The sequence below is a fragment of the Variovorax sp. 10N432 genome (assembly GCF_056394465.1).
Genome location: NZ_JBFTHX010000012.1, coordinates 61308 through 83317 on the forward strand (window position 1 = coordinate 61308; position 22010 = coordinate 83317).

General features: G+C 69.9%; 22 protein-coding genes. 7 read left to right on the forward strand and 15 right to left on the reverse strand.

Annotated elements, in window-relative coordinates:
* Nucleotides 1-27 precede the first annotated feature (27 nt).
* The 12 genes from AC1DF3_RS16075 to AC1DF3_RS16130 all read right to left on the reverse strand — a co-directional run bounded on the left by AC1DF3_RS16075 (nucleotide 28) and on the right by AC1DF3_RS16130 (nucleotide 13519).
* On the reverse strand, nucleotides 28-2082 hold the full coding sequence (locus AC1DF3_RS16075; RefSeq protein ID WP_478140169.1) for a hydantoinase/oxoprolinase family protein: 2055 nt from the start codon (nucleotides 2080-2082) through the stop codon (nucleotides 28-30).
* The gene (locus AC1DF3_RS16080) at nucleotides 2079-3779 is read right to left on the reverse strand and encodes a hydantoinase B/oxoprolinase family protein (protein WP_478140170.1); all 1701 of its coding nucleotides are present in this window, start codon (nucleotides 3777-3779) and stop codon (nucleotides 2079-2081) included. The genes AC1DF3_RS16075 and AC1DF3_RS16080 overlap by 4 nt, the downstream gene beginning before the upstream one ends.
* Complete coding sequence (locus AC1DF3_RS16085; RefSeq protein WP_478140171.1) at nucleotides 3776-4273, reverse strand: LeuD/DmdB family oxidoreductase small subunit; 498 nt, start codon at nucleotides 4271-4273, stop codon at nucleotides 3776-3778. The genes AC1DF3_RS16080 and AC1DF3_RS16085 overlap by 4 nt, the downstream gene beginning before the upstream one ends.
* Nucleotides 4270-5559: a 3-isopropylmalate dehydratase large subunit gene (locus AC1DF3_RS16090; protein WP_478140172.1), complete on the reverse strand. Its 1290-nt coding sequence runs from the start codon at nucleotides 5557-5559 to the stop codon at nucleotides 4270-4272. Before AC1DF3_RS16090 ends, AC1DF3_RS16085 begins: the two co-directional genes overlap by 4 nt.
* Nucleotides 5556-6509 (reverse strand): tripartite tricarboxylate transporter substrate binding protein, encoded by a 954-nt coding sequence (locus tag AC1DF3_RS16095; protein ID WP_478140173.1) that lies wholly within the window; start codon nucleotides 6507-6509, stop codon nucleotides 5556-5558. Before AC1DF3_RS16095 ends, AC1DF3_RS16090 begins: the two co-directional genes overlap by 4 nt.
* A 25-nt stretch (nucleotides 6510-6534) precedes the next feature.
* Nucleotides 6535-7245 (reverse strand): ABC transporter ATP-binding protein, encoded by a 711-nt coding sequence (locus tag AC1DF3_RS16100; RefSeq protein ID WP_286534079.1) that lies wholly within the window; start codon nucleotides 7243-7245, stop codon nucleotides 6535-6537.
* Between the two features lie 61 nt (nucleotides 7246-7306).
* On the reverse strand, nucleotides 7307-8074 hold the full coding sequence (locus AC1DF3_RS16105) for an ABC transporter ATP-binding protein (RefSeq protein ID WP_478140174.1): 768 nt from the start codon (nucleotides 8072-8074) through the stop codon (nucleotides 7307-7309).
* Nucleotides 8067-9047: a branched-chain amino acid ABC transporter permease gene (locus AC1DF3_RS16110; protein ID WP_286534084.1), complete on the reverse strand. Its 981-nt coding sequence runs from the start codon at nucleotides 9045-9047 to the stop codon at nucleotides 8067-8069. The genes AC1DF3_RS16105 and AC1DF3_RS16110 overlap by 8 nt, the downstream gene beginning before the upstream one ends.
* A gap of 58 nt (nucleotides 9048-9105) precedes the next feature.
* Nucleotides 9106-9978 (reverse strand): branched-chain amino acid ABC transporter permease, encoded by an 873-nt coding sequence (locus tag AC1DF3_RS16115; RefSeq protein WP_286534086.1) that lies wholly within the window; start codon nucleotides 9976-9978, stop codon nucleotides 9106-9108.
* A 146-nt stretch (nucleotides 9979-10124) separates the two neighbouring features.
* Nucleotides 10125-11345: an ABC transporter substrate-binding protein gene (locus AC1DF3_RS16120; protein ID WP_286534088.1), complete on the reverse strand. Its 1221-nt coding sequence runs from the start codon at nucleotides 11343-11345 to the stop codon at nucleotides 10125-10127.
* 17 nt (nucleotides 11346-11362) lie between these two features.
* A complete protein-coding gene (locus tag AC1DF3_RS16125; protein WP_478140249.1) occupies nucleotides 11363-12145 on the reverse strand; it encodes a GntR family transcriptional regulator in 783 nt (260 codons plus the stop codon).
* A 342-nt stretch (nucleotides 12146-12487) separates the two neighbouring features.
* Nucleotides 12488-13519: a LacI family DNA-binding transcriptional regulator gene (locus AC1DF3_RS16130; RefSeq protein WP_286534089.1), complete on the reverse strand. Its 1032-nt coding sequence runs from the start codon at nucleotides 13517-13519 to the stop codon at nucleotides 12488-12490.
* A gap of 135 nt (nucleotides 13520-13654) precedes the next feature.
* On the opposite strand from AC1DF3_RS16130, the gene AC1DF3_RS16135 reads away from it, so the two are divergent.
* Genes AC1DF3_RS16135 through AC1DF3_RS16160 form a run of 6 tightly spaced genes read left to right on the forward strand, consistent with a single transcriptional unit; the run spans nucleotide 13655 to nucleotide 18610 of the window.
* Nucleotides 13655-14521: a dioxygenase family protein gene (locus AC1DF3_RS16135; RefSeq protein ID WP_286534090.1), complete on the forward strand. Its 867-nt coding sequence runs from the start codon at nucleotides 13655-13657 to the stop codon at nucleotides 14519-14521.
* Nucleotides 14522-14563: 42 nt separating this feature from the next.
* Complete coding sequence (locus AC1DF3_RS16140) at nucleotides 14564-15328, forward strand: SDR family NAD(P)-dependent oxidoreductase (RefSeq protein ID WP_286534091.1); 765 nt, start codon at nucleotides 14564-14566, stop codon at nucleotides 15326-15328.
* Nucleotides 15325-16206, forward strand: a complete 882-nt coding sequence (locus tag AC1DF3_RS16145) for a beta-keto acid cleavage family enzyme (RefSeq protein ID WP_478140175.1) — start codon at nucleotides 15325-15327, stop codon at nucleotides 16204-16206. Before AC1DF3_RS16140 ends, AC1DF3_RS16145 begins: the two co-directional genes overlap by 4 nt.
* A complete protein-coding gene (locus AC1DF3_RS16150) occupies nucleotides 16203-17201 on the forward strand; it encodes a quinone oxidoreductase family protein (RefSeq protein ID WP_478140176.1) in 999 nt (332 codons plus the stop codon). Before AC1DF3_RS16145 ends, AC1DF3_RS16150 begins: the two co-directional genes overlap by 4 nt.
* 12 nt (nucleotides 17202-17213) lie before the next feature.
* Complete coding sequence (locus AC1DF3_RS16155; RefSeq protein ID WP_478140177.1) at nucleotides 17214-17570, forward strand: cupin domain-containing protein; 357 nt, start codon at nucleotides 17214-17216, stop codon at nucleotides 17568-17570.
* Nucleotides 17571-17629: 59 nt separating this feature from the next.
* A complete protein-coding gene (locus AC1DF3_RS16160) occupies nucleotides 17630-18610 on the forward strand; it encodes a tripartite tricarboxylate transporter substrate binding protein (RefSeq protein WP_286534095.1) in 981 nt (326 codons plus the stop codon).
* A gap of 165 nt (nucleotides 18611-18775) precedes the next feature.
* Here AC1DF3_RS16160 and AC1DF3_RS16165 read toward each other — a convergent pair whose 3' ends face one another.
* Genes AC1DF3_RS16165 through AC1DF3_RS16175 form a run of 3 tightly spaced genes read right to left on the reverse strand, consistent with a single transcriptional unit; the run spans nucleotide 18776 to nucleotide 21125 of the window.
* Nucleotides 18776-19627, reverse strand: a complete 852-nt coding sequence (locus AC1DF3_RS16165) for a fumarylacetoacetate hydrolase family protein (RefSeq protein ID WP_478140178.1) — start codon at nucleotides 19625-19627, stop codon at nucleotides 18776-18778.
* 20 nt (nucleotides 19628-19647) lie between these two features.
* Nucleotides 19648-20394, reverse strand: coding sequence for an SDR family NAD(P)-dependent oxidoreductase (locus AC1DF3_RS16170; RefSeq protein WP_478140179.1), 747 nt, complete (start codon nucleotides 20392-20394; stop codon nucleotides 19648-19650).
* On the reverse strand, nucleotides 20391-21125 hold the full coding sequence (locus tag AC1DF3_RS16175; RefSeq protein ID WP_286534098.1) for an SDR family oxidoreductase: 735 nt from the start codon (nucleotides 21123-21125) through the stop codon (nucleotides 20391-20393). The genes AC1DF3_RS16170 and AC1DF3_RS16175 overlap by 4 nt, the downstream gene beginning before the upstream one ends.
* A gap of 162 nt (nucleotides 21126-21287) precedes the next feature.
* On the opposite strand from AC1DF3_RS16175, the gene AC1DF3_RS16180 reads away from it, so the two are divergent.
* Entirely contained in the window at nucleotides 21288-21995 is a 708-nt protein-coding gene (locus AC1DF3_RS16180) for a FadR/GntR family transcriptional regulator (RefSeq protein ID WP_286534099.1), read from the forward strand.
* Nucleotides 21996-22010: the final 15 nt, after the last annotated feature.

Genomic DNA, 22010 nt, shown 5'->3' on the forward strand with positions numbered 1-22010 from the left:
CTTGCTTGGGGCGGCCCGGCGCTGCGTTCATGACAGCTTCACCAGCAGATTGCCATGGGCATCGACCTCGGCATGAAAGCCGGGCTCGAGCCAGACGGTGGTGTCGGCCTGCTCGAGGATCGCCGGACCGTCGACACGCGCGCCGACCGGCAAGTCCAGCCGCGCGAAGCGCAGCGCCTCGTGCCACTGCCCCGCATGGAACACGCGCTGCGTGCCCAGCGGCGCGACGCTGCCCTTGCCTTCGGGCGCCAGCACGGCGAGGTCGAACTTGGGCCGCACGCCGATGCGCGCATAGCGCAGGTTCATCACGCGGATGCCGATGCCGTCGAGCACCCGGCCGAAGGCGGCGCTGTAGCTGGCCTCGAAGGCCGTGCGAATGCCTTCACGGGTCAACGCCTGCGCGGTGGCGGCCGTGAGCACCACCGGCAGCGTGTGGGTCTGGCCGGCATAGAGCATGTCGAGCGCGATCACCTCGCGCACTTCGTCGAAGCGCACGCCCGAGGAATCGAGCCGTTGCTGGCAGGACGCCGCCAGCTCGGCGATGCGCCGCGCGAGCTGCGCGACGTCGAGTTCGTCGAGCGGGCGATTGAGGGTCTGCACCGCGTCGTGCCGCATGTCGGCGATCACGCAGCCCAGCGCCGAGGTCACGCCGGGGTAGCGCGGCACGATGCCGATGGCGACGCCGACCTCTCGCATCATCGCGCACACGTGCAGCGCCCCGCCGCCGCCGAAGGGCATGTAGGCGAAGCGGCGCGGGTCGTGGCCGCGCTCGATCGACACCAGCCGGATCGCGCCGGCCATGCGCGCGTTCGCGACCGTGAGGATCGCCTCCGCCGCCTGGTGGACGTCGAGACCGAGCGGCTTCGCGACATGCGTCTCGATCGCCTCGAAGGACTTGCCCGCATCGAGCGCCGCCAGCAGTCCGCCGCCCAGCGGCCGGTCGGCGGCGATGCGGCCGAGCAGCACGTTGGCATCGGTCACGGTCGGGCGCATGTTGCCGCGGCCGTAGCAGGCCGGGCCCGGGATGCTGCCGGCCGATTCGGGACCGACCTGCAGCATGCCGCTGGCGTCGACCGAGGCGATCGAGCCGCCGCCGGCGCCGATGGTCTCGATCTGGATCATCGGCGAGCGGATCACCATGCCGAACTCGATCGCGGTCTGCGCCGCCAGCGCCGCCTCGCCGTTGGCGACCAGCGAAACGTCGAAGGAGGTGCCGCCCATGTCGCCAGTGATCGCATTCGGGAAGCCCGCCGCCCGGGCGATCGCCGCGCAGGCGATCACGCCGGCCGCCGGGCCCGACAGCGCGGTGCGCACGGGCAGGTCGCTGGCGGTCTGGCGCGACATCACGCCGCCGTTGCTCTGCACCACCAGCAGTTCGCCGTCGAAGCCCTGGCCGCGCAGGTCCGACTCGAGCCGCTCGAGGTAGCTGCCAACCACCGGCTGCAGCGCCGCGTTGAGCGTGGCGGTCGAGCAGCGCTCGAATTCGCGGATCTCGGGCAGCACTTCGCAGGCCGAGGTGACATGGGCGTTGGGCCACAGTTCGCGCACCGCCGCGACCGCCAGCCGCTCGTTCTCAGGATTGGCGTAGGTATTGATGAAGAACACGCACACCGCCTCGCAGCCGGCCTGCAGCAGCGCGCGGGCTTCGGCGCGGACCTGGTCGAGGTCGACCGGCGTATGGAGCGTGCCGTCGGCCAGCACGCGCTCGTCGACCTCGCGCCGCAGGTCGCGCGGCACCACCGGCACGAAGCTGCCGCGCAGGCCCCAGGTCTGGGGCCGGTCGCGCCGGCGCATCTCGAGCACGTCGCGAAAGCCCCGCGTGGTGATGATGCCGGTGCGCGCCACCTTGCGTTCGAGCAGCGCATTGGTGCCGACCGTGGTGCCGTGCACGATGGTGGCGATGGCGGCGGCCGAGTCGGCCACGCGGGCCACGCCGTTCATGAAGCCGCGGGCTTCCTCGCCGCGGGTCGACGGCACCTTGACGATGCGCGCCGTGCCGCTCGACTCGTCGAGCACGAACAGGTCGGTGAAGGTGCCGCCGACATCGACGCCGACGACCAGGGATTGGCTTGGGGAAGTCATTCGGAAGCTTTCTTGGTTTCATCGGCGGCGGCGCTGACATAGCCCATGGCCAGGTCGCGCTCGCGCTGCTCGGGCGCACGCTCGGCGGCGCTGCCCCAGCCGCCGCCGCCGGGGGTTTCGAGGCGCACGCGCTGGCCGCGAACGAGCTGGATGCCACGCATCTTCGACACCATCGGCGGCTCGTGCCAGGCGCCGTCGTTCTCGTAGCGGAAGACGTTCAGCGCGCCGGCACCGCCGCCCGCGATGCCCTTGGGCGGCGAGGTGCCGCGCTCGCCGAAGACGAAGGCTTCGGCCCCCTGCTCCAGCAGCTCGATCTCGTAGACCGCGCCGAGGCCGCCGCGATGGCGGCCATCGCCGCCCGAATCGGCTCGCAGCGACCATTCGGTGAAGCGCACCGGGTAGGCCGCCTCGAGGATTTCGAGCGGCGGGATGGTGGCGGTGGAGATCGGCGCGTTGCCGTGCGAAAGCCCGTCGCCGCCGGCATGGCCACCATGCCCGCCGCCGAAGAAGCTGAACATCACCCAGCGCTGGCCCTCGCGCCCGGCGTCGCTGCGGTGGCCCGCGATCGACAGCGCGTTGATGGTGCCGTAGGCCTGCGCCACCGCGCGCGTCGGGTCGGCCTGGGCGGCGGCGCTGAAGATCACGTCGATCATGCGCAGGATGGTCTCGGTGTAGCCGCCGACCGGCCGCGGCCGCTCGGCGCTGATCACGAGGCGGTCGGGCAGGACGAAGTCCACCGCATCGAGCACGCCGGCGTTCGCCGGCACGTCCGGGAACAGGTGCTTCAGCGCCACGTAGCAGGCCGCGATCGCTGTCGCGCGCGAGATGTTCACCGGCCCCGCGCACTGCGGCGAGGTGCGCGAGAAGTCGAGCAGCAGCCGGTCGCCGGCCACCGTCATGTCGAGCGCGATGGTGAGCGGCTCGTTGACGATGCCGTCGTTGTCGAGCACGTCCTCGAAGCTGTAGCGGCCGTCGGGCAGCGACGCGATGTGCGAGCGCATCAGGCGCAGCGCGCGGCTGCGCAGCTCGCCCATGGCCTGCAGCACCGGCGCGTCGCCGTACTCGTCGAGCAGGCCGTGCAATCGCCTGGCGCCGAGTTCGAGCGCGGCGAGCTGGCCGTTGAGGTCGCCCCAGAGGCTTTCGGGCAGCCGCGTGTTGGCGCGCAGGATCGCCAGCACGTCCTGGTCGAGCACGCCGTCGCGCACGATGCGCACCGGCGGGATCTGGACCGCCTCCTGCCAGCACTCGGTGGCGGCCGGGTTGTAGTTGCCTGGCACCGCGCCGCCGACATCGTGCCAGTGGGCGGCCGAGGCCATGTAGCAATAGAGCCGGCCGTCGCGGAAGAAGGGCCGCACCAGCTTGAAGTCGTTGGCGTGCGTGCCGCCGTCGTAGGGGTCGTTGCTGATCCAGATGTCGCCAGCTTTCATGCCGCCGCGCGGCGCCGCGGCGGCGGCGGTCGCGCGCACCGCGAAGGCCATCGCGCCGACGAACACCGGCAGGCCCGACTTGCCCTGCACCAGCGTGTCGCCGCTGTCGGCGTCATAGAGGCCGTGGCAGGCATCGTGGGCCTCGGCAATGATCGGATTGAAGGCGCTGCGGTAGAGCGTCGCATCCATCTCGTCGGCCACCTGTTCGAGGCGGCCGCGCAGCACCGCGAGCGTGACCGGGTCCATCGGGGTCGGGGGGGAGTCGTTCATGGTTGGGATCTTTCTTTGCCGAAGCGTTGCCGCAGCTGCTTCATGAGGCCGCCTGCGCGGACCATGTCCATCAGGAATCCGGGCACCGGCTCGCAGGCCAGCAGCCGGCCATCGGGCGCCACCACCGAGGGGCGCGCCGGGTCCAGTTCGACGCGATCGCCGTCCTGCAGCGTCTCGGCCTGGGGGCAGGTCAGCAGCAGCAGGCCGAGGTTGAAGGCATTGCGGAAATAGAGCCCGCCGTAAGAAGGCGCGATCACCGCCGCCACGCCCAGGTGCACCAGCACCGCGGCCGCCTGCTCGCGCGACGAGCCGATGCCGAAATTCGGCCCGGCCACGATCAGGTCGCCGGACCGCACCTCGCGGGCGAACTCGGGCCGCACGGCTTCGAGGCAATGGCGGGCGATGACGTCGATGCCGTGCTTCATCGCATGGCCCGGCGCCAATGCGTCGGTGTCGACATCGGCGCCGAGGCGCCAGACGCGGTGCGCCGTCATGCCAGCACCTCGCGCGGGTCGGTGACGCAGCCGCGCAGCGCCGCCGCAGCCACGGTGTACGGCGAGCCCAGGTAGACCTGCGCCGTGGGCGAACCCATGCGGCCCTTGAAGTTGCGCGCCGTGGTCGAGATCACGGTGATGTCGTCGCCCATCGGGTCGCCGTAGCCCGAGCAGGCGCCGCAGGCGGTGGGAAAGAGCTCGGCGCCGGCGTCGAGCAGGGACTGCAGCACGCCCTCGTCGCGCGCCCGCTGTTGGTCCTGCAGGCTGGCCGGCGCGACGATCAGGCGCACGCCGGCCGCCACCTTGTGGCCACGCAGCACCTGGGCCGCGGCCCGCAGGTCCTCGAGCTTTGCGCCGGTGCAGGCGCCGACATAGGCGACGTCGATCGGCGTGCCGAGGTAGTGGCTCACGCCGTGCGCGTTGGCCGGGCTGTGCGGCGCCGCCACATAGGGTTCGAGCGCCGAAGCGTCGAAGCGATGGCGCGTCAGCTCGGCGCCTTCGTCGGTGAACCACGGCGCCGTGTCGATCGCCGGCGCGCCGGCTTCGGCAAGGAAGGCCGAGGTGGTCGCATCGGGCGCGATCAGTCCCACCTGACCACCGAGTTCGGCGCTCATGTTCGACAGCGTCATGCGCTCCTGCATCGACAGTGCCGCAACCGCCGGCCCGCAGAACTCGACCGCCTGGTAGCGCCCGCCGTTCATGCCGAAGCGCGCCAGCATGTGAAGCATCATGTCCTTGGCCGTGACGCCCGCGGGCAGCCGGCCGTCCCACCACATCTGGATCGTCTCGGGCACGCGCAGCCAGATCTCGCCGCTGACCACCACGCCGAGCATCTCGGTGCTGCCGATGCCGAACATGTAGGCACCGAAGGCGCCGCCGGTGGGCGAATGCGAATCGCCTCCCACGCACAGCATGCCGGGACGGATATGGCCGTGCTGCGGCACCACCACGTGGCAGATGCCCTGGCTGTCGTAGACATGCGGCAGCCGCTGGTCGCGGGCCCAGTCGCGGGCGATGCGCACGATGCGGCGCGAATCGTCGTCGCGCTCGGGCACGTAGTGGTCCATCACCAGCACGATGCGCGAGCGGTCCCAGATCTGCGCCCCGAGTTCCTCCAGCATCGGCTGCAGCCGGCGCGGCCCCGAGGAGTCGTGGAACATCGCCAGGTCGACCGCGCAGGTCACGATCTCGCCGACGGCGACCGCCGCGCGGCCGCAGGCACGGGCGATGAGCTTCTGCGCCAGCGTCTGCGGCGCCGGCTTGAGGGTGACGGCCGGCGCGGTCATTCGGGCCTCGCGCCTGAATACTTGACCACCTGGGCCCAGCGCTTGATCTCGCTCTGGACGAAGGGGCCGAACTGCTCGGGCGTATTGCCGACCGCGATCACGCCCTCGCTGTCGAAGCGCTTGCGCATCGCCGGCTCGGCGATCGCCTGCCGCGCGGCATCCGCCAGGCGGCGCGTGGTTTCAGGCGTCATGCGCGCCGGCCCGAACAACCCGAACCAGGCGCTCGATTCGTAGCCGGGCAAGGTCTCGGCGATGGCCGGAAGGTCGGGAAACTCGGGCAGGCGCTTGGCCGAAGTCACGCCCAATGCCTTCAGCTTGCCGGCCTTGATGTGCTGCTGCACGTTGCCGACCGCCGCGAACATCAGCTGCACCTGGCCCGCGAGCACGTCCTGCACGGCCGGCGCGGTGCCCCGGTACGGGATGTTCACGATGTAGACGCCCGACTGCATCTTGAAGGCCTCGCCCGCCATGTGCAGCGACGAGCCCAGCGCGCCGATGGCGAAGTTCAGCTGGCCCGGCTTGGCCTTGGCCAGCGCGATCAGCTCGCGCACGTTGTCGGCCGGCACCGACGGATGGGCGACCAGGATCGACGGCGACGTGGCGATGCAGCTCAGGGCCGTGAAGTCCTTGACCGGATCGAAGGGCAGCGTGGGATAGAGCGTCGCATTGATCGCATGGCTGGTGAAGCTCAGCAGCAGCGTATTGCCGTCGGGCGGGGCCTTGGCGACGACCTCGGCGGCGATGTTGCCGCCGGCGCCAGGCCGGTTCTCGACGATCACGGTGCGGCCCAGCACCGGGCCCATGCCGGCCGCCAGGGTGCGGGCGATGGTGTCGGTCGAACCGCCGGCCGGCGCGCCGACCAGCAGGCGGATCGGCGTGTTGCCGATCTGGGCCCGGGCGGTGCCGGCCAGCGCCGTCATGGAGGCGATGAGGATGTCTCTGCGTTTCATTGTCTTTCCTTGTGGGGTCCCAGGCTCAGAGCCCGAGATAGGCGCGGCGCAGTTCGTCGCTGCCGAGCAGTTCGTCCGGCGCGCCCGAGAAGCGCACGCTGCCGTTCTCCAGCACGTAGGCGCGGTCGGCGATCTCCAGCGACTGGCCGACGTTCTGCTCGACCAGCAGCACCGCGAGGCCGTCGTCGCGCAGCCGCCGGATCAGCGTGAACATCTCCTCGACCAGCAGCGGCGACAGGCCCAGCGAGGGCTCGTCGAGGATCAGCAGCACCGGCTCGGCCATGAGGCCGCGGCCGATGGCCAGCATCTGCTGCTCGCCGCCGCTCATGGTGCCGGCGTTCTGCCGGATGCGCTCGCGCAGCCGCGGGAAGATGCCGAACACCTTCTCCAGGTTGCTGGCCCGGCGTTCGCGGGCCCGCGTGAACGAGCCCAGCTCGAGGTTCTCCAGCACGCTGAGGTTCGGGAACACCTTGCGGCCCTCGGGCACCTGGATCAGGCCGGCCTTGACGACCTCGCGGTAGTGGGCGCCGCTCAGGTCCTGGCCATCGAAGCGCACGCTGCCGCTCCAGGCCGGGCACAGGCCGCAGACCATCTTGTTCAAGGTCGACTTGCCGGCGCCATTGCTGCCGAGCAGCGCGACCATCTCGCCGGCATTCACCTGCAGGTCGACGCCGCGCAGCACCTCGACCCGGCCGTAACCGCCGCGCAAGCCCTTGATGTCCAGCAGCGCGGTCATTGGGTAACCTCCGCGCTTCGCGCTGCGGTGCGAGCCCCCTTCGGAGCGGCCGGGCGGGGGCTCATGCCTTCACCCCCTTCGCCGCAGCCGCCTTGCGCAGCCGCGCCGCGGTGCCATGGCCCAGGTAGGCCTCGACCACCTTGTCGTTCGACGTCACCTCGGACGGACTGCCTTCGGCGATCAGCTGGCCCTGCGCCAGCACCCACACATGCTCGGCCAGGTTCATCACGGCCTGCATCACGTGTTCGATCATCAGCACGGTCACGCCACCATCGGCGATGCCGCGCACCACCGGCATCATCTCGGCGATCTCCTGCGGGTTCAGGCCGGCCAGCACTTCGTCGAGCAGCAGCAGGCGCGGCTCGGTCGCCAGCGCGCGTGCCAGCTCGAGCCGCTTGCGGCCGGCGACCGTGAGGTCGGAGGCCGGCTTGTCGAGCTGTGCCGCCAGGCCCACGCGCTGCGCCACCACGTCCGCGCGCCGCAATGCCGCCCCACGGCTGCGCTCATGCAGGTGGACGCCGACCGCGATGTTCTCGCGCACGGTCTGCGCCGCGAAAGGCTTGACGATCTGGAAGGTCCGCGTCATGCCGAGCAGGGCATTGCGGTGAGGCTCGCGGCCCGTGATGTCCTGGCCCGCGAAGCGCACCGTGCCGGTGTCCGGCTTGAGGAAGCCCGACATCAGCGCGAACAGCGTGGTCTTGCCGGCGCCGTTGGGCCCGATCAGCGCGCTCAGGCTGCCTTCGGCGACGGACAGGCTGACGCCCTGCACCGCCTTCAGGCCACCGAAGGAACGGGAGATGTCATTCAGCACCAGCAGCGGTTCAGCCACGGGGACCTCCCTTCGCGGACGCCCAGAGCTGCCGCACCGAGAGCCCCAGGCCGGCGATGCCGCGCGGCAGGAAGATCACGATCAGCACCAGCACCGTGCCGTAGATCACCATGTTGATGCCCGGCAGCTCGCCGAACAGGTTGCGCGTCAGGTCGGCCAGCAGATGCAGCACCACCGCACCCAGCACCGGCCCCCAAAGGGTGCCTACGCCGCCGACGATGGCCCCCACCAGCGCCTCGACCGAGGTCGACGAGCCATAGGCGATGCCCGGGTCGATGTACTGGAACACCTGCACGTAGAAGGCGCCGGCGGCGCCCATGAAGGCGGCCGAGATGCCGATCGCGCCGAGCTTGACACGGAACGGATTCACGCCCACCGCGCGCGCCGCGTCCTCGTTGTCGCGCACCGCCTGCAGCCAGGCACCGAAGCGCCCGTTGCGCAGCCACCAGGTCACCAGCAGCGCCGCGACCACGAAGGCCAGCACCACCCACAGGTAGCCGGCGCGGGTGGCGAACTGCAGGTTCGACGGCGCCTCTCGCAGGGGCAGCATCAGGCCGACGCCGCCGCCGGTGAAGGGCACCGAGAGCGCGACGATGCGAAACACCTCCGCGAAGGCCAGGGTGACCAGCGCGAAGTAGGAGCCCTTGAGCCCGTAGCGAAAGCTCAAGCCGCCGATGAACAGGCCGACCACCGCGGCACCGATCACCGCCAACCCGAGCGCGACCCAGGCGTTGAGGCCGCCCTGCAGCTGCGCGATCGCCTGGATGTAGGCGCCGCTGCCGAAGAACAGCGCATGGCCGAAGGAGAACTGGCCGCCGAAGCCGCCGAGGATGTTCCATGCCTGCGCGATCAAGGTGGCGTAGAGCGCCATCATCACGAAGTTGAGCGTCGCGCCCGACGCTGTGACCAGCGGCACGCAGGCCACGGCCGCGGCGAACAGCGCGATGCCCGCCAGTTGACGAGGACCGCTCATTGGGAAACCTCCGTGCTGCGCACTGCGGTGCGAGCGCCTTCGGGCGGCCGGGCGGCGCTCATGCCTTCGCTCCGAACATGCCCTGCGGGCGAAACAGCACGACCCCGATGAAGATCGCGAAGATGCCGATCTGCCCGAGCGATTCGCCCAGGTAGAGGCCGCCGAGCGATTCGACGATGCCGACCAGGAAGCCGCCGATCAGCGCGCCGACGAAGCTGCCCATGCCGCCCAGCACCACGATCGTGAAGGCCACCAGCACGAAGCCGCCTCCCACCTGCGGGTTGACGTAGTAGGCCGGCAGCAGGAAGCAGGCGGCGGCGCCGAGGCATGCCAGGCCGATGCCGAAGCTCATCGCATAGACATGGTCGACATCGATGCCCATCAGCTTGGCGCCCTCCTTCTCCTTGGCGACCGCGCGGATCGCGCGGCCCAGGTCGGTGCGCCCCATGACCCAGAACAGCAGTGCCGACACCACCAGCGCCCCGGCGAAGGCCACCAGCTTGGGCACCGCGATCATTGCCGGCCCGATGGCGACCGTGCTGAGCGCGTAGGCGGTGTCGATGTTGCGGGTGTCCGACTTGAAGAACAGCAGCGCCAGGTTCTCCATCACGATCGCGATGCCGAGCGTGACCAGCAGGATGTTCTCGTCCTTGCCGTGGCCGGCGCGGTTGATGACCAGGCGCTGCAGCCCGTAGCCGAGCGCGAACATGCCGGGGATGACGATCGGCAGCGCCAGGTAGGGGTCGATGCCCCAGCGCTCCTTGAGGAAGTACACCGCGTAGAGGGCCAGCATCAGCGAGGCGCCATGCGCGAAGTTGATGATGTGCAGCACGCCGTAGATCAAGGTGAGGCCGAGCGCGATCAGGGCATAGACCGCGCCGGTCGTCAGGCCGTTCAGGACCGACGAGAAAAGGATGCTGGAGTCGAACATGTGCCTTGTCTAAAAGCCGGCCGGCGCAGCCAGGCCCGTTGGTGAAACACCTCGGAACCGGCTTTGCCGGGCCGACGGTGTTGCCCCCGGTAGGGGGTGGGCGCCCGGACACGAAGTGCCGGGCAACCTGGGGGCGAGCTCCATCTCTAGGCGTTCAAGGGGAACATGGGTTCGACCTCGCGGAACTCGCGCGGGATGATCACCTTGATGTCGTTCTTCACGACCTGCGTCATCAGCGGCTGCGCGCCCTCGTTCTGGCCGTTGACGAACTTCGTCGGGCCGTACGGCATGATGTGGTTCGAGAAGGTGCTCTTCTCCAGCGCGTCGATGATGGCTGCGCGATCGCTCGACTTGGCGCGCTCCAGCGCGTCGGCCAGCAGCGTCATCGCGGTATAGGTCATGAAGACCTCGTAGCTGAAGAACTGGCCCTGGGCCTCGACCCGCTTGCGCAGCTCGGCCGAGCGCTTGTCCTTCGGGTTGAACCAGTGGTTGCAGTCGATGATGCCGTTGGCCGCGTCCGGAAACTCCTTGACGAACTTGTAGCTCGACGCCGCACCGCCGAGCACCGAGAAGATCGCCTTCGGCTGCACTTTCTGCTGCTGCATGGTGCGCACCAGCAGCGCGTACTCGTTGTAGTAGTTGGCCGGGATCACGATGTCGGGGTTGATCGACTTCATGCGCAGCACGATGTTGTTGAAGTCGCGCGTCGGGTTGGCGTGCTTCACGACCTCCTTCACCTCGAAGCCGTAGCCCGGCAGCTCGCGCGACAGCAGCGCCGCCGTGCCGGAGCCGAACAGCGAGTCCTCGTGGATGATCATCACCGTCTTGGCCGGACTGCCCGCGGCCTTGTTGAGCACCAGCAGGTTGGCCATCGCGACCTCGGTCGACTTCTTGTAGCCGGGGCCGAAGCGGAAGGTGTTCTTGAGGCCGCGCTCGACGATCTGGTCGGCCACGCCGACATCGACCACGTGCGGCAGGTTGTACTTGGCCGCGGCCTGCGTGGTGGCCAGGCAGATCGCCGACGCGAAGGCGCCGACGATGGCCGAGACGCCGGCCTCGTTCATCTTCTCGACCTCGGCGGCGCCGGCCTGGGGCTGCGATTGGGCGTCGCCAAGCAATGCCTCGATCTTGGCGCCGCCCAGCGACTTGATGCCGCCGGCCTTGTTGATGTCCTCGATCGCCATCAGCGCACCGAGCCGGCACTGCTGGCCCGAATAGGCGAGAGCGCCGGTCACGGGGTGCAGCACCCCGACCTTGATCGGCTTGGGCTGGGCGCCGGCCACCAGCGGGAAGGCGATGGCGGAGGCCACGGCGGCGGACTGCGACATGAAGCGGCGGCGGTCCGGGCGATCGAAGCGATGGGGCATGGTGCTTTCCTTTTTCTTCAGTTGAACTGGGCTGACACGTCTTTGCTGACCCACACCTTGGCGTCGATGCTGCCGACGCGCGACAGTTGCATCTCGTAGGTGTAGCGATCGGGCCGGTAGAAGCCGTGCAGCCACTGCACCGGGCGCTCGGCTTCGTCGTAGATGAGGCGGCGCACGGCCAGCAGGGCCGAGCCGACCGAGACTTCGAGGTGCTCCGCAAGCACGTTGTCGGCCAGCCGCGCCGTGATGGTCTGGTGCGCGCGGCCGACCTTGACGCCGGACTCCTCGAGCAGCACCAGGATCGGTTTCCTGGCCAGTTCGCGGCGGCCGAACTTGCGCGCGATGTCGTTCGGCACGTAGGTCGTGATGTGCGACAGCGGCCCCTCGCGCGTCGAACGCACGCGCACCGCCTTCTGCACCGCGTCGCCGAGCTGGAGCTGCAGGGCGTCGGCGACCTGGGTCGAAGCCGAGATGGTCGCCACGTCGATCACCTTGACCGAGGTGTGCAGGCCCATCGTGACCAGGTTCTCGAGCAGGCCGCGCAGGTTGGCGCGCGCCATGCCGTCGGCCGCACGGGGCTCGCCGCTCGCCGCCGGCGGCACCGGACGCGTGCGCCGGCCGGGGTTGCGCGAGATCAGACCCTCGGACGACAACTGGCCAAGGGCCCGCCGCACCGTGACACGGGCGACGCCGAACTGCTCCATCAGGGCCAGTTCACCGGGCAGGCCGTCGGCGAAGCGCCCTTCTTCGAGTTGCTCGCGCAGCACCAGATAGATCTGGTGGTACTTCGGCAAGGGCATCTGCGACATGCCCGCGATGGTTGAGCACTTCTATTGTTCTGTCAATGGGACATTTGCTGTCAATTGCATTGATACGCCGGGGCGGGGCTCACGCCGACGGTGTGCTCTGCTCCGCGAATGTCCCCCGGCCTTCGGCCTCCTCCTTTATTTCGCTGCGCAGAGCACACCATCGGCGTGAGCCGTCAAGCCGGTGGTTCATCCTCGGCAGCACCGCACGGCGCTACCCGTGCCGAGGGCACCSGGTGGCCCCCGCAGCGAAGTAAAGGAGGAGGCCGCAGGCCGGGGGACATGAGCGGAGGGGGCCACCCGGTGCCCTCGGCACGCACCCCTGAAGACCCGTCCTCAAGACTCGCCAACAACGTCCCGCGTCGACTCGCGCACCACCAGCTCCGGCCGCAGCACCACCGTGAAGGCCAACGGCGCCCGGCCCTCGATGCCGTCGAACAGCATCTCGGCGGCGCGCCAGCCGAGTTCGCGGTGCGGCAGCCGGATGGTGGTGAGCGGCGGGTTGACCATGTCGACCAGCGGCATGTCGTTGTGGCCAGTGATCGAGATGTCCTGCGGCACGCGGATGCCGCGCTCGCGCAGCACGTCGTAGGCGCCGAGCGCGACCAGGTCGTTGCAGCACACCACGGCCTGCGGCCGTTCGTGGCCATCGAGCAGCCGCTGCATGGCGGCGCGGCCGGCCTCGCGGCTGTAGCCTTCGCATTCCTCGACGCTGGCCAGCTCGAGCCCGCGGTCGCGCAGCGCCTGCTCGACGCCCTGGCGCCGGCCGACGCCGGTCGGCACGTTCTGCGGGCCGGCCAGGTGGGCGATGCGGCGATGGCCCAGCGACACCAGGTGGTCGACCGCCAGCTTCATCGCCAGCCGGTCGTCGCTCACCACGGCGGGCAGGCGCCCGGTCTCGTCGGCCCGGTTGACCAGCACCGCCTGCAGGCCGGCCTTGCCGATGTAGTCGACCAGCGGGTCGTCTCGGGTGGCGATCGCCAGCACCAGCCCGTCGACCCGCTGCGCCAGCATCCGCTCGACGATCGGGCGCGCCAGGGCATGGTCGACCACGTTGGTCACGAAGACGAAGTAGCCGCGCGCCGCCGCGCTGGCCTCGATGCCCTGCAGGATCGGCGGGAACACCGGGTTGGTGATGTCGGGCACCAGCACCCCGATGGTGTGGGTGCGGCCGGTCCGCAGCGCCGACGCCGCGCGGTTGGGCCGGTAACCGAGCTTGCGCGCGGCCTCCTCGACCACCTTCAGCACCTCGGCGCTGATCAGGCTGCGCTTGTCCGGATTGAGCGCGCGCGAGACCGTCGAGACATGCACGCCGGCGGCCAGCGCGACATCGCGGATGGTGACGGTGGACGAGGGTTGGGGGTTCATGGATGCAAACGATTGAATGCCCGAATCGGGACAACCCGGCGATTTTCCACGATGAGCGCATGGATATGCTGATTTTACTTTTTCGAAGAATGGAGGAATAATTTGCAAACGTTTGCATAAAAGGCCGCCCACCCCATGAACATCGTGACCACCCCCGAATCCGTGCTGCAGATCACCCTCCAGGCGATGGAGCGCACGCCCGACCCGCGCCTGCGCAGCGTGATGGCCGCCCTCACCCGTCACCTGCATGCCTTCGTGCGCGAGGTCGAGCTGACCGAGGACGAGTTCGAGCGCGCGCTCGAATTCCTGGTCGCGATCGGCCAGGCCAGCGGCGAGACCAAGAACGAGGTCGTGCTGGCGGCCGACCTGCTCGGCGTGTCCACCCTGGTGGCCTTGCAGAACAACCAGGACCCGCAGGGCGAGTCGCCGGCCGCGCTGCTGGGGCCGTTCTGGCGCGCCAACGCGCCGTTCTGCGACGGCGGCGAGAGCATTGCGCGCTCGGAGACGCCCGGCGTTCCGCTCGAGGTCGCCGGCACCGTGCGCGACAGCGCGGGCCGTCCGGTGGCGGACGCCACCCTCGATGTCTGGCAGGCCTCGCCGGTCGGCCTCTACGAGAACCAGGACCCGGCGCAGCAGGACATGAACCTGCGAGGCCGCTTCAGGACCGATGCCGAGGGCCGCTTCCATTTCCGCAGCGTCCGGCCGGCCGGCTATCCGGTGCCGACCGACGGCCCCTGCGGCGACCTGCTGCGGGCCCAGCTGCGGCATCCCAACCGGCCGGCGCACCTGCATTTCATGGTCAGCAAGCCGGGCCACAAGGTGCTCGTCACGCAGGTCTTCGCGGACGACGACGAGAACCTCGAGAGCGACCCGGTGTTCGGCGTGACGCGCCGGCTGATCGGCCGCTTCGAACCCCAGCAGGGCGGCGGCCACGCGACCTTGCAGTACGACTTCGTGCTGGAGCCCGGCGAGATGAAGTTCCCGCGCCCGCCGATTCCATGAACACCTCGATCGATCGCCTTCAACCTTTCCCTTGGACACCCCATGAGTTTTGATCCCACCTCCCGACTCGACGGCAAGGTCGCCGTCATCACCGGCGGCCTCGGCGCCATCGGCCATGCGAGCGCACGCCGGCTCGCCGCGCTCGGCGCCAGCTGCGTGCTGGTGCACCGCAAGGGCGAGGACGCCGACGCCCGCGCCGCCGCCTTGCCGCATGCCGACGGGCAGCGCCATTCGGCGCTGCGCGCCGACATCGTCGACACGCCCAGCCTGCAGCGCGCCGCCGCCGCCGTGCAGGCGAGCTACGGACGCTGCGACATCCTGGTCAACAGTGCCGGCCACACGCAGCCGGTGCCCGCCGCCGACCTCGATGCCTTGACCGACGAACTGATCGACGACCTGCTGCGCGCCAACTTCCGCGGCGTGTTCGCCACCATCCGGGCCTTCGCGCCGATGCTCAAGGCCAGCGGCGACGGGCTGGTGGTCAACGTCTCGTCGATCGCCGGCTTCACCGGGGTCGGCAGCAACCTGGCCTATGTCGCGGCCAAGGCCGGGCTCGACGTCGTCGGCGACGCGCTGGCCAAGGCCCTGGCACCGGCGGTGCGCGTGGTCTCGGTGTCGCCGGGCGCGGTCGAGTCGGGCTTCGTGCCGGGCCGTGGCGCCGAGTTCGCCGACAAGATGGCCGCCACCACCCCGCTGGGCCGCATCGGCCGGCCGGAGGACGTGGCCGCCACCATCGAAGCGCTGGCGACCACCTTGCGCTTCGTGACCGGCACCCGCATCGTGGTCGATGGAGGGCGGCACCTGTGAAGACGCTGATCACCTGCGCCGTCACGGGCAACCTCGTGAAGCCCGAGCAGACGCCGCACCTGCCGATCACGCCGGCGCAGATCGCCGACGAATGCCTGGCCGCGGCCGAGGCCGGCGCCGGCCAGGTCCACATCCACGTGCGCGACCCCGAGACCGGCAAGCCGTCGATGCAGGTCGACCTCTACCGCGACGTGGTCGACCGCATCCGGCGCCAGAACCGCGAGCTCATCATCAACCTGACCACCGGCCCGGGCGGCCGCTTCATTCCGAGCGAGGACGACCCGAAGGTCGCCGCGCCGGGCAGCACGCTGCTGCCGCCCGAGAAGCGGGTCGAGCACATCGCGCTGATCAAGCCCGACGTCTGCTCGCTGGACCTCAACACCATGAACTCCGGCCCCGACGTCGTCATGAACACGCCGAAGAACGTGCGCCGCATGGCCCGCGTGATCCGCGAAGCGGGCGTCAAGCCCGAGCTCGAGATCTTCGACTCGGGCGACATCAACCTGGCGCTCGACCTGATCGCCGACGGCACGCTCGAAGGCCCCGCCATGTGGACCTTCGTCCTCGGCGTGAAGTACGGCTTCGCGCCGACACCCGAGACGCTGCTCTATGCCCGCAACATGCTGCCGCGCGGCGCCTTCTGGAGCGCCTTCGGCATCGGCCGCATGGAGTTCCCGATCGTCGCGCAAGCGTGGCTCATGGGCGGCCACGTGCGGGTCGGCATGGAAGACAACATCTACCTCGAGCGCGGCGTGCTGGCCGAAAGCAACGCGCAGCTGGTGGCCAAGGCCAGGGACATCATCGTGAGCCTGGGCGGCGAGGTGGCTTCGGCGCGCGAGGCGCGCGCCACGCTGGGACTGGAAGGAGGCCGCGCATGAACGCCGCCACTGTCGACGACAGCGCCCGCGCCTTGCGGCTGGCCGAGAAGGCCGCGGACATCGCCGGACTGCGGCTCCAGGCCGCCGCCCAGCCCGAACCGGCGGCCAGTCCCGGCTTCGCGGTGGTGCGGGTCGGCGCCGCGGCGGTCAATCCGAGCGACGTCAAGGCGGCGCTCGGCCTGATGCCGCAGGCCGTCTGGCCGCGCACCCCGGGGCGCGATTTCGCGGGCGTGGTGGTCGACGGCCCCAACGACTGGATCGGCCGCGAAGTCTATGGCTCCGGCGGCGACATCGGCATCACGCGCGACGGCTCGCATGCGCGCTTCCTGGTGCTGCCGGTGGCCGCCCTGCGCGACCGGCCGCTCAGCATCTCGATGGACGAATCGGGTGCGGTCGGCGTGCCCTTCGTCACGGCATACGAGGGCTTCCGGCGCAGCGGCATGCCGAGGGACGGGCAGACGGTGCTGGTGCTGGGCGCCAATGGCAAAGTCGGCCAGGCGGCGGTGCAGCTGGCGGCCCAAGGCGGGGCGCGGGTGATCGCGGTGCAACGGCGCCCGGGGCCTTTCGAAGGCTTCGCCTGCGCAGCGGTCGAGACGATCGATGCCACGCAGGGCGACATCGCGGCGCGGGTGCGGGAGCTCACCGGCGGACGCGGCGTCGACATCGCCTACAACACGGTGGGCAGCGCCTACTTCGACGCCGCCAACAAGTCGATGGCCAAGGGCGCGACGCAGATCCTGATCTCGACCCAGGACCGCGCGGTGCCCTTCGACATCTTCGCCTTCTACCGCGGCATGCACACCTATGTCGGCATCGACTCGCTGGCGATGGACTGCGTGGCTGCCACCGGCCAGCTCGACGCGATGCGCGAGGGCTTCGAGCGCGGCACGCTGAAGCCCTTTCCGGTGGCCCGTGCCTTCACGCTCGACCAGGCCGCGGATGCCTACCGGCTGGTGCTGTCGGGCAGCACCGACCGCGTCGTGCTGCGGCCCTGAGGAGACGCCGCCATGCACCTGACCCGATTCGAGCAGGCGCCGGCCTACGAGGCGCCCAACCATTTCGACATGCGCTGCCTGCGGCTGCAGGGCAAGGAGGCCGGGCCCTCGACCCAGATGTGGATGGGCATGAGCCAGATCCTGCCGGGCGGCCACACCACGCTCGATGGCTCGCCGATCGAAAAGCTCTACCTGGTGCTCGAGGGGCGCCTGACCGTGGTGTCCGAACTCGACGGCCGCCAGGAAGAGCACGAGCTCGGCCCCTACGACAGCTGCCGCTTCGCGCCAGGCGTGAAGCGGCAACTGCTGAACCGCAGCCAACGGCCGGTGCTGGTGGCGCTGGTCATGGCCAACGCCGCACCCGGCTGAGCCTTCTTTCGCCTTTCGTCGTTCCTCGCTACACACACCATTCCAACGGAGACAACCCCATGACGACATCCTTCCTCGGCCGGCGCCAGCTGCTGGCGGCCGCCATCGCCCTGTGCGCCTTCCCGGCCGTCCAGGCGCAAGGCGACTGGCCCCGCGGCCAGACGATCCGGATGGTGGTGCCCTTCACCGCCGGCAGCGGCACCGACATCGTGGCCCGGCTGGTGGCCGAGCGGCTCGGGCCGGCGCTCGGGACCAGCGTCATCATCGACAACAAGCCGGGCGCGGGCGGCACGCTGGGCGCTGCCCAGGTCGCCAAGGCGGCGCCCGACGGCTACACGCTGCTGGTGCATTCGGCGGGGCATCTGGTGAACCCGTCGATCTATCCGGGCCTCAGCTACGACACGCTGAAGGACTTCGCCGGCGTCACGCCGCTGGCCAGCCTGCCCAACGTGCTGGTCGCCCCGCCCGGGCGCTTCGCCGACGTGAAGGACCTGGTCGCGCAGGCCAAGGCCAAGCCGACAGGCTTCAACTACGCCTCGGCAGGCAACGGCTCGGCGACCCACATGAATGCCGAGGTGTTCCGGCTCGCGGCCGGCCTCCAGGCCCAGCACGTGCCGTTCCGCGGCACGCCCGAAGCCATGACCGAGGTGATGGGCGGGCGGGTCGACTGGTTCTTCGCGCCGATGGTCTCGGCGCTGCCGCTGATCAAGGACGGGCGGCTGAAGGCGCTGGCGGTCGGAACCGGCAAGCGATCGTCCGTGATGCCGCAGGTGCCCACCACGGTCGAGGCCGGCGTGCCGGGTTCTGAGTACCTGTTCTGGGTCGGCCTGTTCGCGCCGGCGAAGACGCCGCGGCCGGTGGTCGACCGGCTGCAGGCCGAGGTGGCGAAGATCATGGCGGCGCCCGACCTCAAGGAGCGGCTCGACAAGCTCGGCGCCGAACCCTTCACGATGCCCTCGGCGGACTTCGATCGCTTCCTGGCCGACGAGACCGCCAAGGCCCAGCAGGTGGTCAAGGCGGCCGGGATCAAGGTGGACTGAGCCGACTCGCTTTCTCAGTGATCGCCACGCGATCGCGTGACCCGCGACGCATGAATCAGGCGCAGTCGAACGCCAGGGATACCGCGGAACCGGCTTTGCCGGGCCGCTGGTATCGCCCCCCTTGAGGGGGGAGGCGCCGCAGGCGCTTCGGGGGGTGTTTTCGTTTCAGAGCTTGAACGGCACCACTTCCTGGCGCTGTTCGCCAAGCCCCTCGATGCCGAGGGTCATCACGTCGCCCTTCTTCAGGAACACCGGCTGCGGCTTCTTGCCCATGCCGACGCCCGGCGGCGTGCCGGTGGTGATGATGTCGCCGGGCTCCAGCGTGTTGAGCTGGCTCACGTAGCTCACCAGCCTGGCGACGTTGAAGATCATCGTCTTGGTGTTGCCGGTCTGCATGCGCTCGCCGTTGAGGTCGAGCCACATCGCGAGCTTCTGCGGGTTGGCGATCTCGTCGCGCGTGACCAGCCAGGGACCGATCGGGCCGAAGGTGTCGAAGCCCTTGCCCTTGTCCCAGGTCAGGCCGCGCTCAAGCTGCCATTCGCGCTCGCTGACGTCGTTGACGACGCAGAAGCCGGCCACGTAGTCGAGCGCGTTCTTCGGCGAGACGTAGCGCGCGCGGGTGCCGATCACCACGCCGAGCTCGACCTCCCAGTCGCCCTTGACCGAGCCCTTGGGCAGCATGACCGGATCGTTCGGCCCCTGGATGCAGCTGTTGGCCTTGGTGAACACCACCGGCTCCTTGGGGATCGGCATGCCCGACTCGGCCGCGTGGTCGGCGTAGTTGAGGCCGATCGCGATGAACTTGCCGACCTTGGCCACCGGGCAGCCGTAGCGAGGCTTGCCCTTGACCAGCGGCAGCTTGTCGACCTTGAGCTTGCGCAGCTTGGCCAGCGCGGCGTCGCCGAGCTGGTCGGGGCCGATGTCGCCGACCACCGCGCTCAGGTCGCGCAGCTTGCCCTCGGCATCGATGAGGCCAGGCTTCTCCTTGCCCGGGTTGCCATAGCGAACGAGTTTCATGAAGGTCCTTTGTTGTGGGATCAGTAGGTGGAGCGACCGCCCGAAAGATCGAAGGTCGCGCCGGTGGAAAAAGAGCAATCCTCGGTGCAGAGCCAGGCCACCATCGCGGCCACCTCCTCCACCGTGCCGAATCGCCCCATCGGGATCTTCGACAGCATGAAGGCGATGTGGTCGGGCGTCATCTGGTCGAAGATCGCGGTCTTGACCGCCGCCGGGGTGACGCAGTTGACGCGGATGCCAGTATCGGCGAGTTCCTTGCCGAGCGACTTGGTGAGCGCGATCACTCCGGCCTTGCTGGCACTGTAGGCACTGGCGTTGGGGTTGCCGTCCTTGCCGGCGACCGAGGCGATGTTGACGATCCGGCCCCAGCCCTGCGAGCGCATCTGGCCGACCACCTCCCGGCAGCAGATGAAGAGGCCGGTCAGGTTGACCTCCATGACCTGGCGCCAGGCATCGACCGGGTAGTCCCACAGCCGCGTGTTGGGCCCGGTGATGCCGGCGCTGTTGACCAGCGCATCGATGCGCCCGGCCTGCGCCAGCGTGGCCGCCACGGCCTTGGCCACCGAAGGCTGCTGGGTCACGTCGACCGCCAGCGCATAGGCCTTGGCGCCGAGCGCCCAGGCGGCCTTGGTCGCGGCCTCGCCGTCGCGGTCCCACACGGTGACGCTGCCGCCCGAGGCCAGCAGCCGCTTGGCGATGCCGAAGCCCAGGCCGGTGGCGCCGCCGGTGACGACCGCATGGCGGCCGTTGAAGTCGAGCTGGTTCATATCATGATGCCGCCGTCGACCGTGAAGGCCTGGCCGGTCGCGAAGACGGATTCGTCGCTGGCCAGGAACACCACCACCGGCGCGATCTCCTCGGCCCGCGCGAGCCGGCCCATCGGCTGGCGCGCGATGAAGGCCTTGCGTGCCTCTTCGGGGTCGGCGTTGGCGTTGATGCGGTCGCCGAGCGAGGGCGTGTCGACCGTGCCGGGGCACACCGCGTTGCAGCGGATGCCCTTGGTCACGTAGTCGGCGGCGACGCTCTTGGTGAGGCCGAGCACCGCCGCCTTGGTGGTGCCGTAGACGAAGCGGTTCGGCAGGCCCTTCATGCTCGAGCAGACGCTCGCCATGTTGATGATGCTGCCGCGCCCGGCCGCGAGCATCCCCGGCAGCACCGCCTGGATGGTCCAGAACTGGGCCCGCACGTTGAGGTTGAAGGCGAACTCGAGGTCGGCGTCGGCGGCGTCGAGCACGCTGCCGTTGTGGACCACGCCGGCGCAGTTGAAGAGCACGTCGAGCGCCGGCAAGGTCTGCACGAGTGCGCCGATGGCGGCCTTGTCGAGCACGTCGAGCTTCGCGGTCCTGACGTTGGCGACGCCGTCGAAGCGCGCCAACAGCTTTTCGTTGACGTCGGTGGCCCACACCGTCGCGCCCTCGGCCGCGAGTGCGAGCACGCTCGCATGGCCGATACCCTGTCCGGCCGCGGTGACGAGCGCGGTCTTGCCCTGAAGTCTCATGGGATGTCCTCTCGAAGCTGATGGCGATGGTGATGCCGCGAAGGCCGCGCCGCATTCAGGGTTTCGCCCGATGGCCCGGCTCCGGTGCGGCTCGTATTCTGAATTGGCCTTACCACTTGTCCAATTCAGGACAACCCTTAACCCCCTCCCCGCGCCCTGCACGTGCCGCTGCAAACCGTCGAGCCCCAACGCCTCTATCGGCAGATCGCCGACCAGCTGCGCGCGCTGATCGCCGAGGGCGAGTTCGCGGTCGGCGCGCGGCTGCCCGCCGAGCGCGATCTGGCCAGGCAGCTCGGCGTCAGCCGGCCTTCGGTGCGCGAGGCGCTGATCGCGCTCGAGGTCGAGGGCTGGGTCGAGGTCCGCACCGGCTCGGGCGTCTACGTGCTCGACCGTTCGCACCGCACTGCGGCGCCGGTGGCGGCGGCCGAATGGGGCCCGCTCGAACTGATCCGGGCCCGCCGCGTGGTCGAGGGCGAGACCGCGGCCCTGGCGGCCGCGCTGGGCCGACGGCGCGACGTCGACACCCTCACCCGGGCCATCGAAAGCATGCGCGAGATGGCCGACCGCAACATGATGCCGCTCGAGGGCGACCGGGCCTTCCACCTGGCGATCGTCGAGGCCTGCGGCAACGTGGTGCTGTCCGAGACGGTGCAGGGCTATTGGGATTCGCGCAACGGCCCGATCTTCACGCGGCTCGGCGGCTACTTCGAGACCGTCAAGTCGTGGCGCAGCGCGATCGCCGAGCACGAGGCCATCCGCGACGCGATCGCCGCGCGCGACCCCGACGCCGCCCGTGCCGCCATGCACGCGCACATGGACAAGTCCCACCAGAGATTCAGCGCGAGTTGGCGCCGCGCGAAGGCCTCCTGATCCCAGCCAAGTCAG

What these genes read in the sequence shown, in the direction of transcription:
- AC1DF3_RS16075 (WP_478140169.1), bottom strand. Translation starts at nt 2,082, where the DNA reads ATGACTTCCCCAAGCCAATCCCTGGTCGTCGGCGTCGATGTCGGCGGC.
- AC1DF3_RS16080 (WP_478140170.1), bottom strand. Translation starts at nt 3,779, where the DNA reads ATGAACGACTCCCCCCCGACCCCGATGGACCCGGTCACGCTCGCGGTG.
- AC1DF3_RS16085 (WP_478140171.1), bottom strand. Translation starts at nt 4,273, where the DNA reads ATGACGGCGCACCGCGTCTGGCGCCTCGGCGCCGATGTCGACACCGAC.
- AC1DF3_RS16090 (WP_478140172.1), bottom strand. Translation starts at nt 5,559, where the DNA reads ATGACCGCGCCGGCCGTCACCCTCAAGCCGGCGCCGCAGACGCTGGCG.
- AC1DF3_RS16095 (WP_478140173.1), bottom strand. Translation starts at nt 6,509, where the DNA reads ATGAAACGCAGAGACATCCTCATCGCCTCCATGACGGCGCTGGCCGGC.
- AC1DF3_RS16100 (WP_286534079.1), bottom strand. Translation starts at nt 7,245, where the DNA reads ATGACCGCGCTGCTGGACATCAAGGGCTTGCGCGGCGGTTACGGCCGG.
- AC1DF3_RS16110 (WP_286534084.1), bottom strand. Translation starts at nt 9,047, where the DNA reads ATGAGCGGTCCTCGTCAACTGGCGGGCATCGCGCTGTTCGCCGCGGCC.
- AC1DF3_RS16115 (WP_286534086.1), bottom strand. Translation starts at nt 9,978, where the DNA reads ATGTTCGACTCCAGCATCCTTTTCTCGTCGGTCCTGAACGGCCTGACG.
- AC1DF3_RS16120 (WP_286534088.1), bottom strand. Translation starts at nt 11,345, where the DNA reads ATGCCCCATCGCTTCGATCGCCCGGACCGCCGCCGCTTCATGTCGCAG.
- AC1DF3_RS16125 (WP_478140249.1), bottom strand. Translation starts at nt 12,145, where the DNA reads ATGCCCTTGCCGAAGTACCACCAGATCTATCTGGTGCTGCGCGAGCAA.
- AC1DF3_RS16130 (WP_286534089.1), bottom strand. Translation starts at nt 13,519, where the DNA reads ATGAACCCCCAACCCTCGTCCACCGTCACCATCCGCGATGTCGCGCTG.
- AC1DF3_RS16135 (WP_286534090.1), top strand. Translation starts at nt 13,655, where the DNA reads ATGAACATCGTGACCACCCCCGAATCCGTGCTGCAGATCACCCTCCAG.
- AC1DF3_RS16140 (WP_286534091.1), top strand. Translation starts at nt 14,564, where the DNA reads ATGAGTTTTGATCCCACCTCCCGACTCGACGGCAAGGTCGCCGTCATC.
- AC1DF3_RS16150 (WP_478140176.1), top strand. Translation starts at nt 16,203, where the DNA reads ATGAACGCCGCCACTGTCGACGACAGCGCCCGCGCCTTGCGGCTGGCC.
- AC1DF3_RS16155 (WP_478140177.1), top strand. Translation starts at nt 17,214, where the DNA reads ATGCACCTGACCCGATTCGAGCAGGCGCCGGCCTACGAGGCGCCCAAC.
- AC1DF3_RS16160 (WP_286534095.1), top strand. Translation starts at nt 17,630, where the DNA reads ATGACGACATCCTTCCTCGGCCGGCGCCAGCTGCTGGCGGCCGCCATC.
- AC1DF3_RS16165 (WP_478140178.1), bottom strand. Translation starts at nt 19,627, where the DNA reads ATGAAACTCGTTCGCTATGGCAACCCGGGCAAGGAGAAGCCTGGCCTC.
- AC1DF3_RS16170 (WP_478140179.1), bottom strand. Translation starts at nt 20,394, where the DNA reads ATGAACCAGCTCGACTTCAACGGCCGCCATGCGGTCGTCACCGGCGGC.
- AC1DF3_RS16175 (WP_286534098.1), bottom strand. Translation starts at nt 21,125, where the DNA reads ATGAGACTTCAGGGCAAGACCGCGCTCGTCACCGCGGCCGGACAGGGT.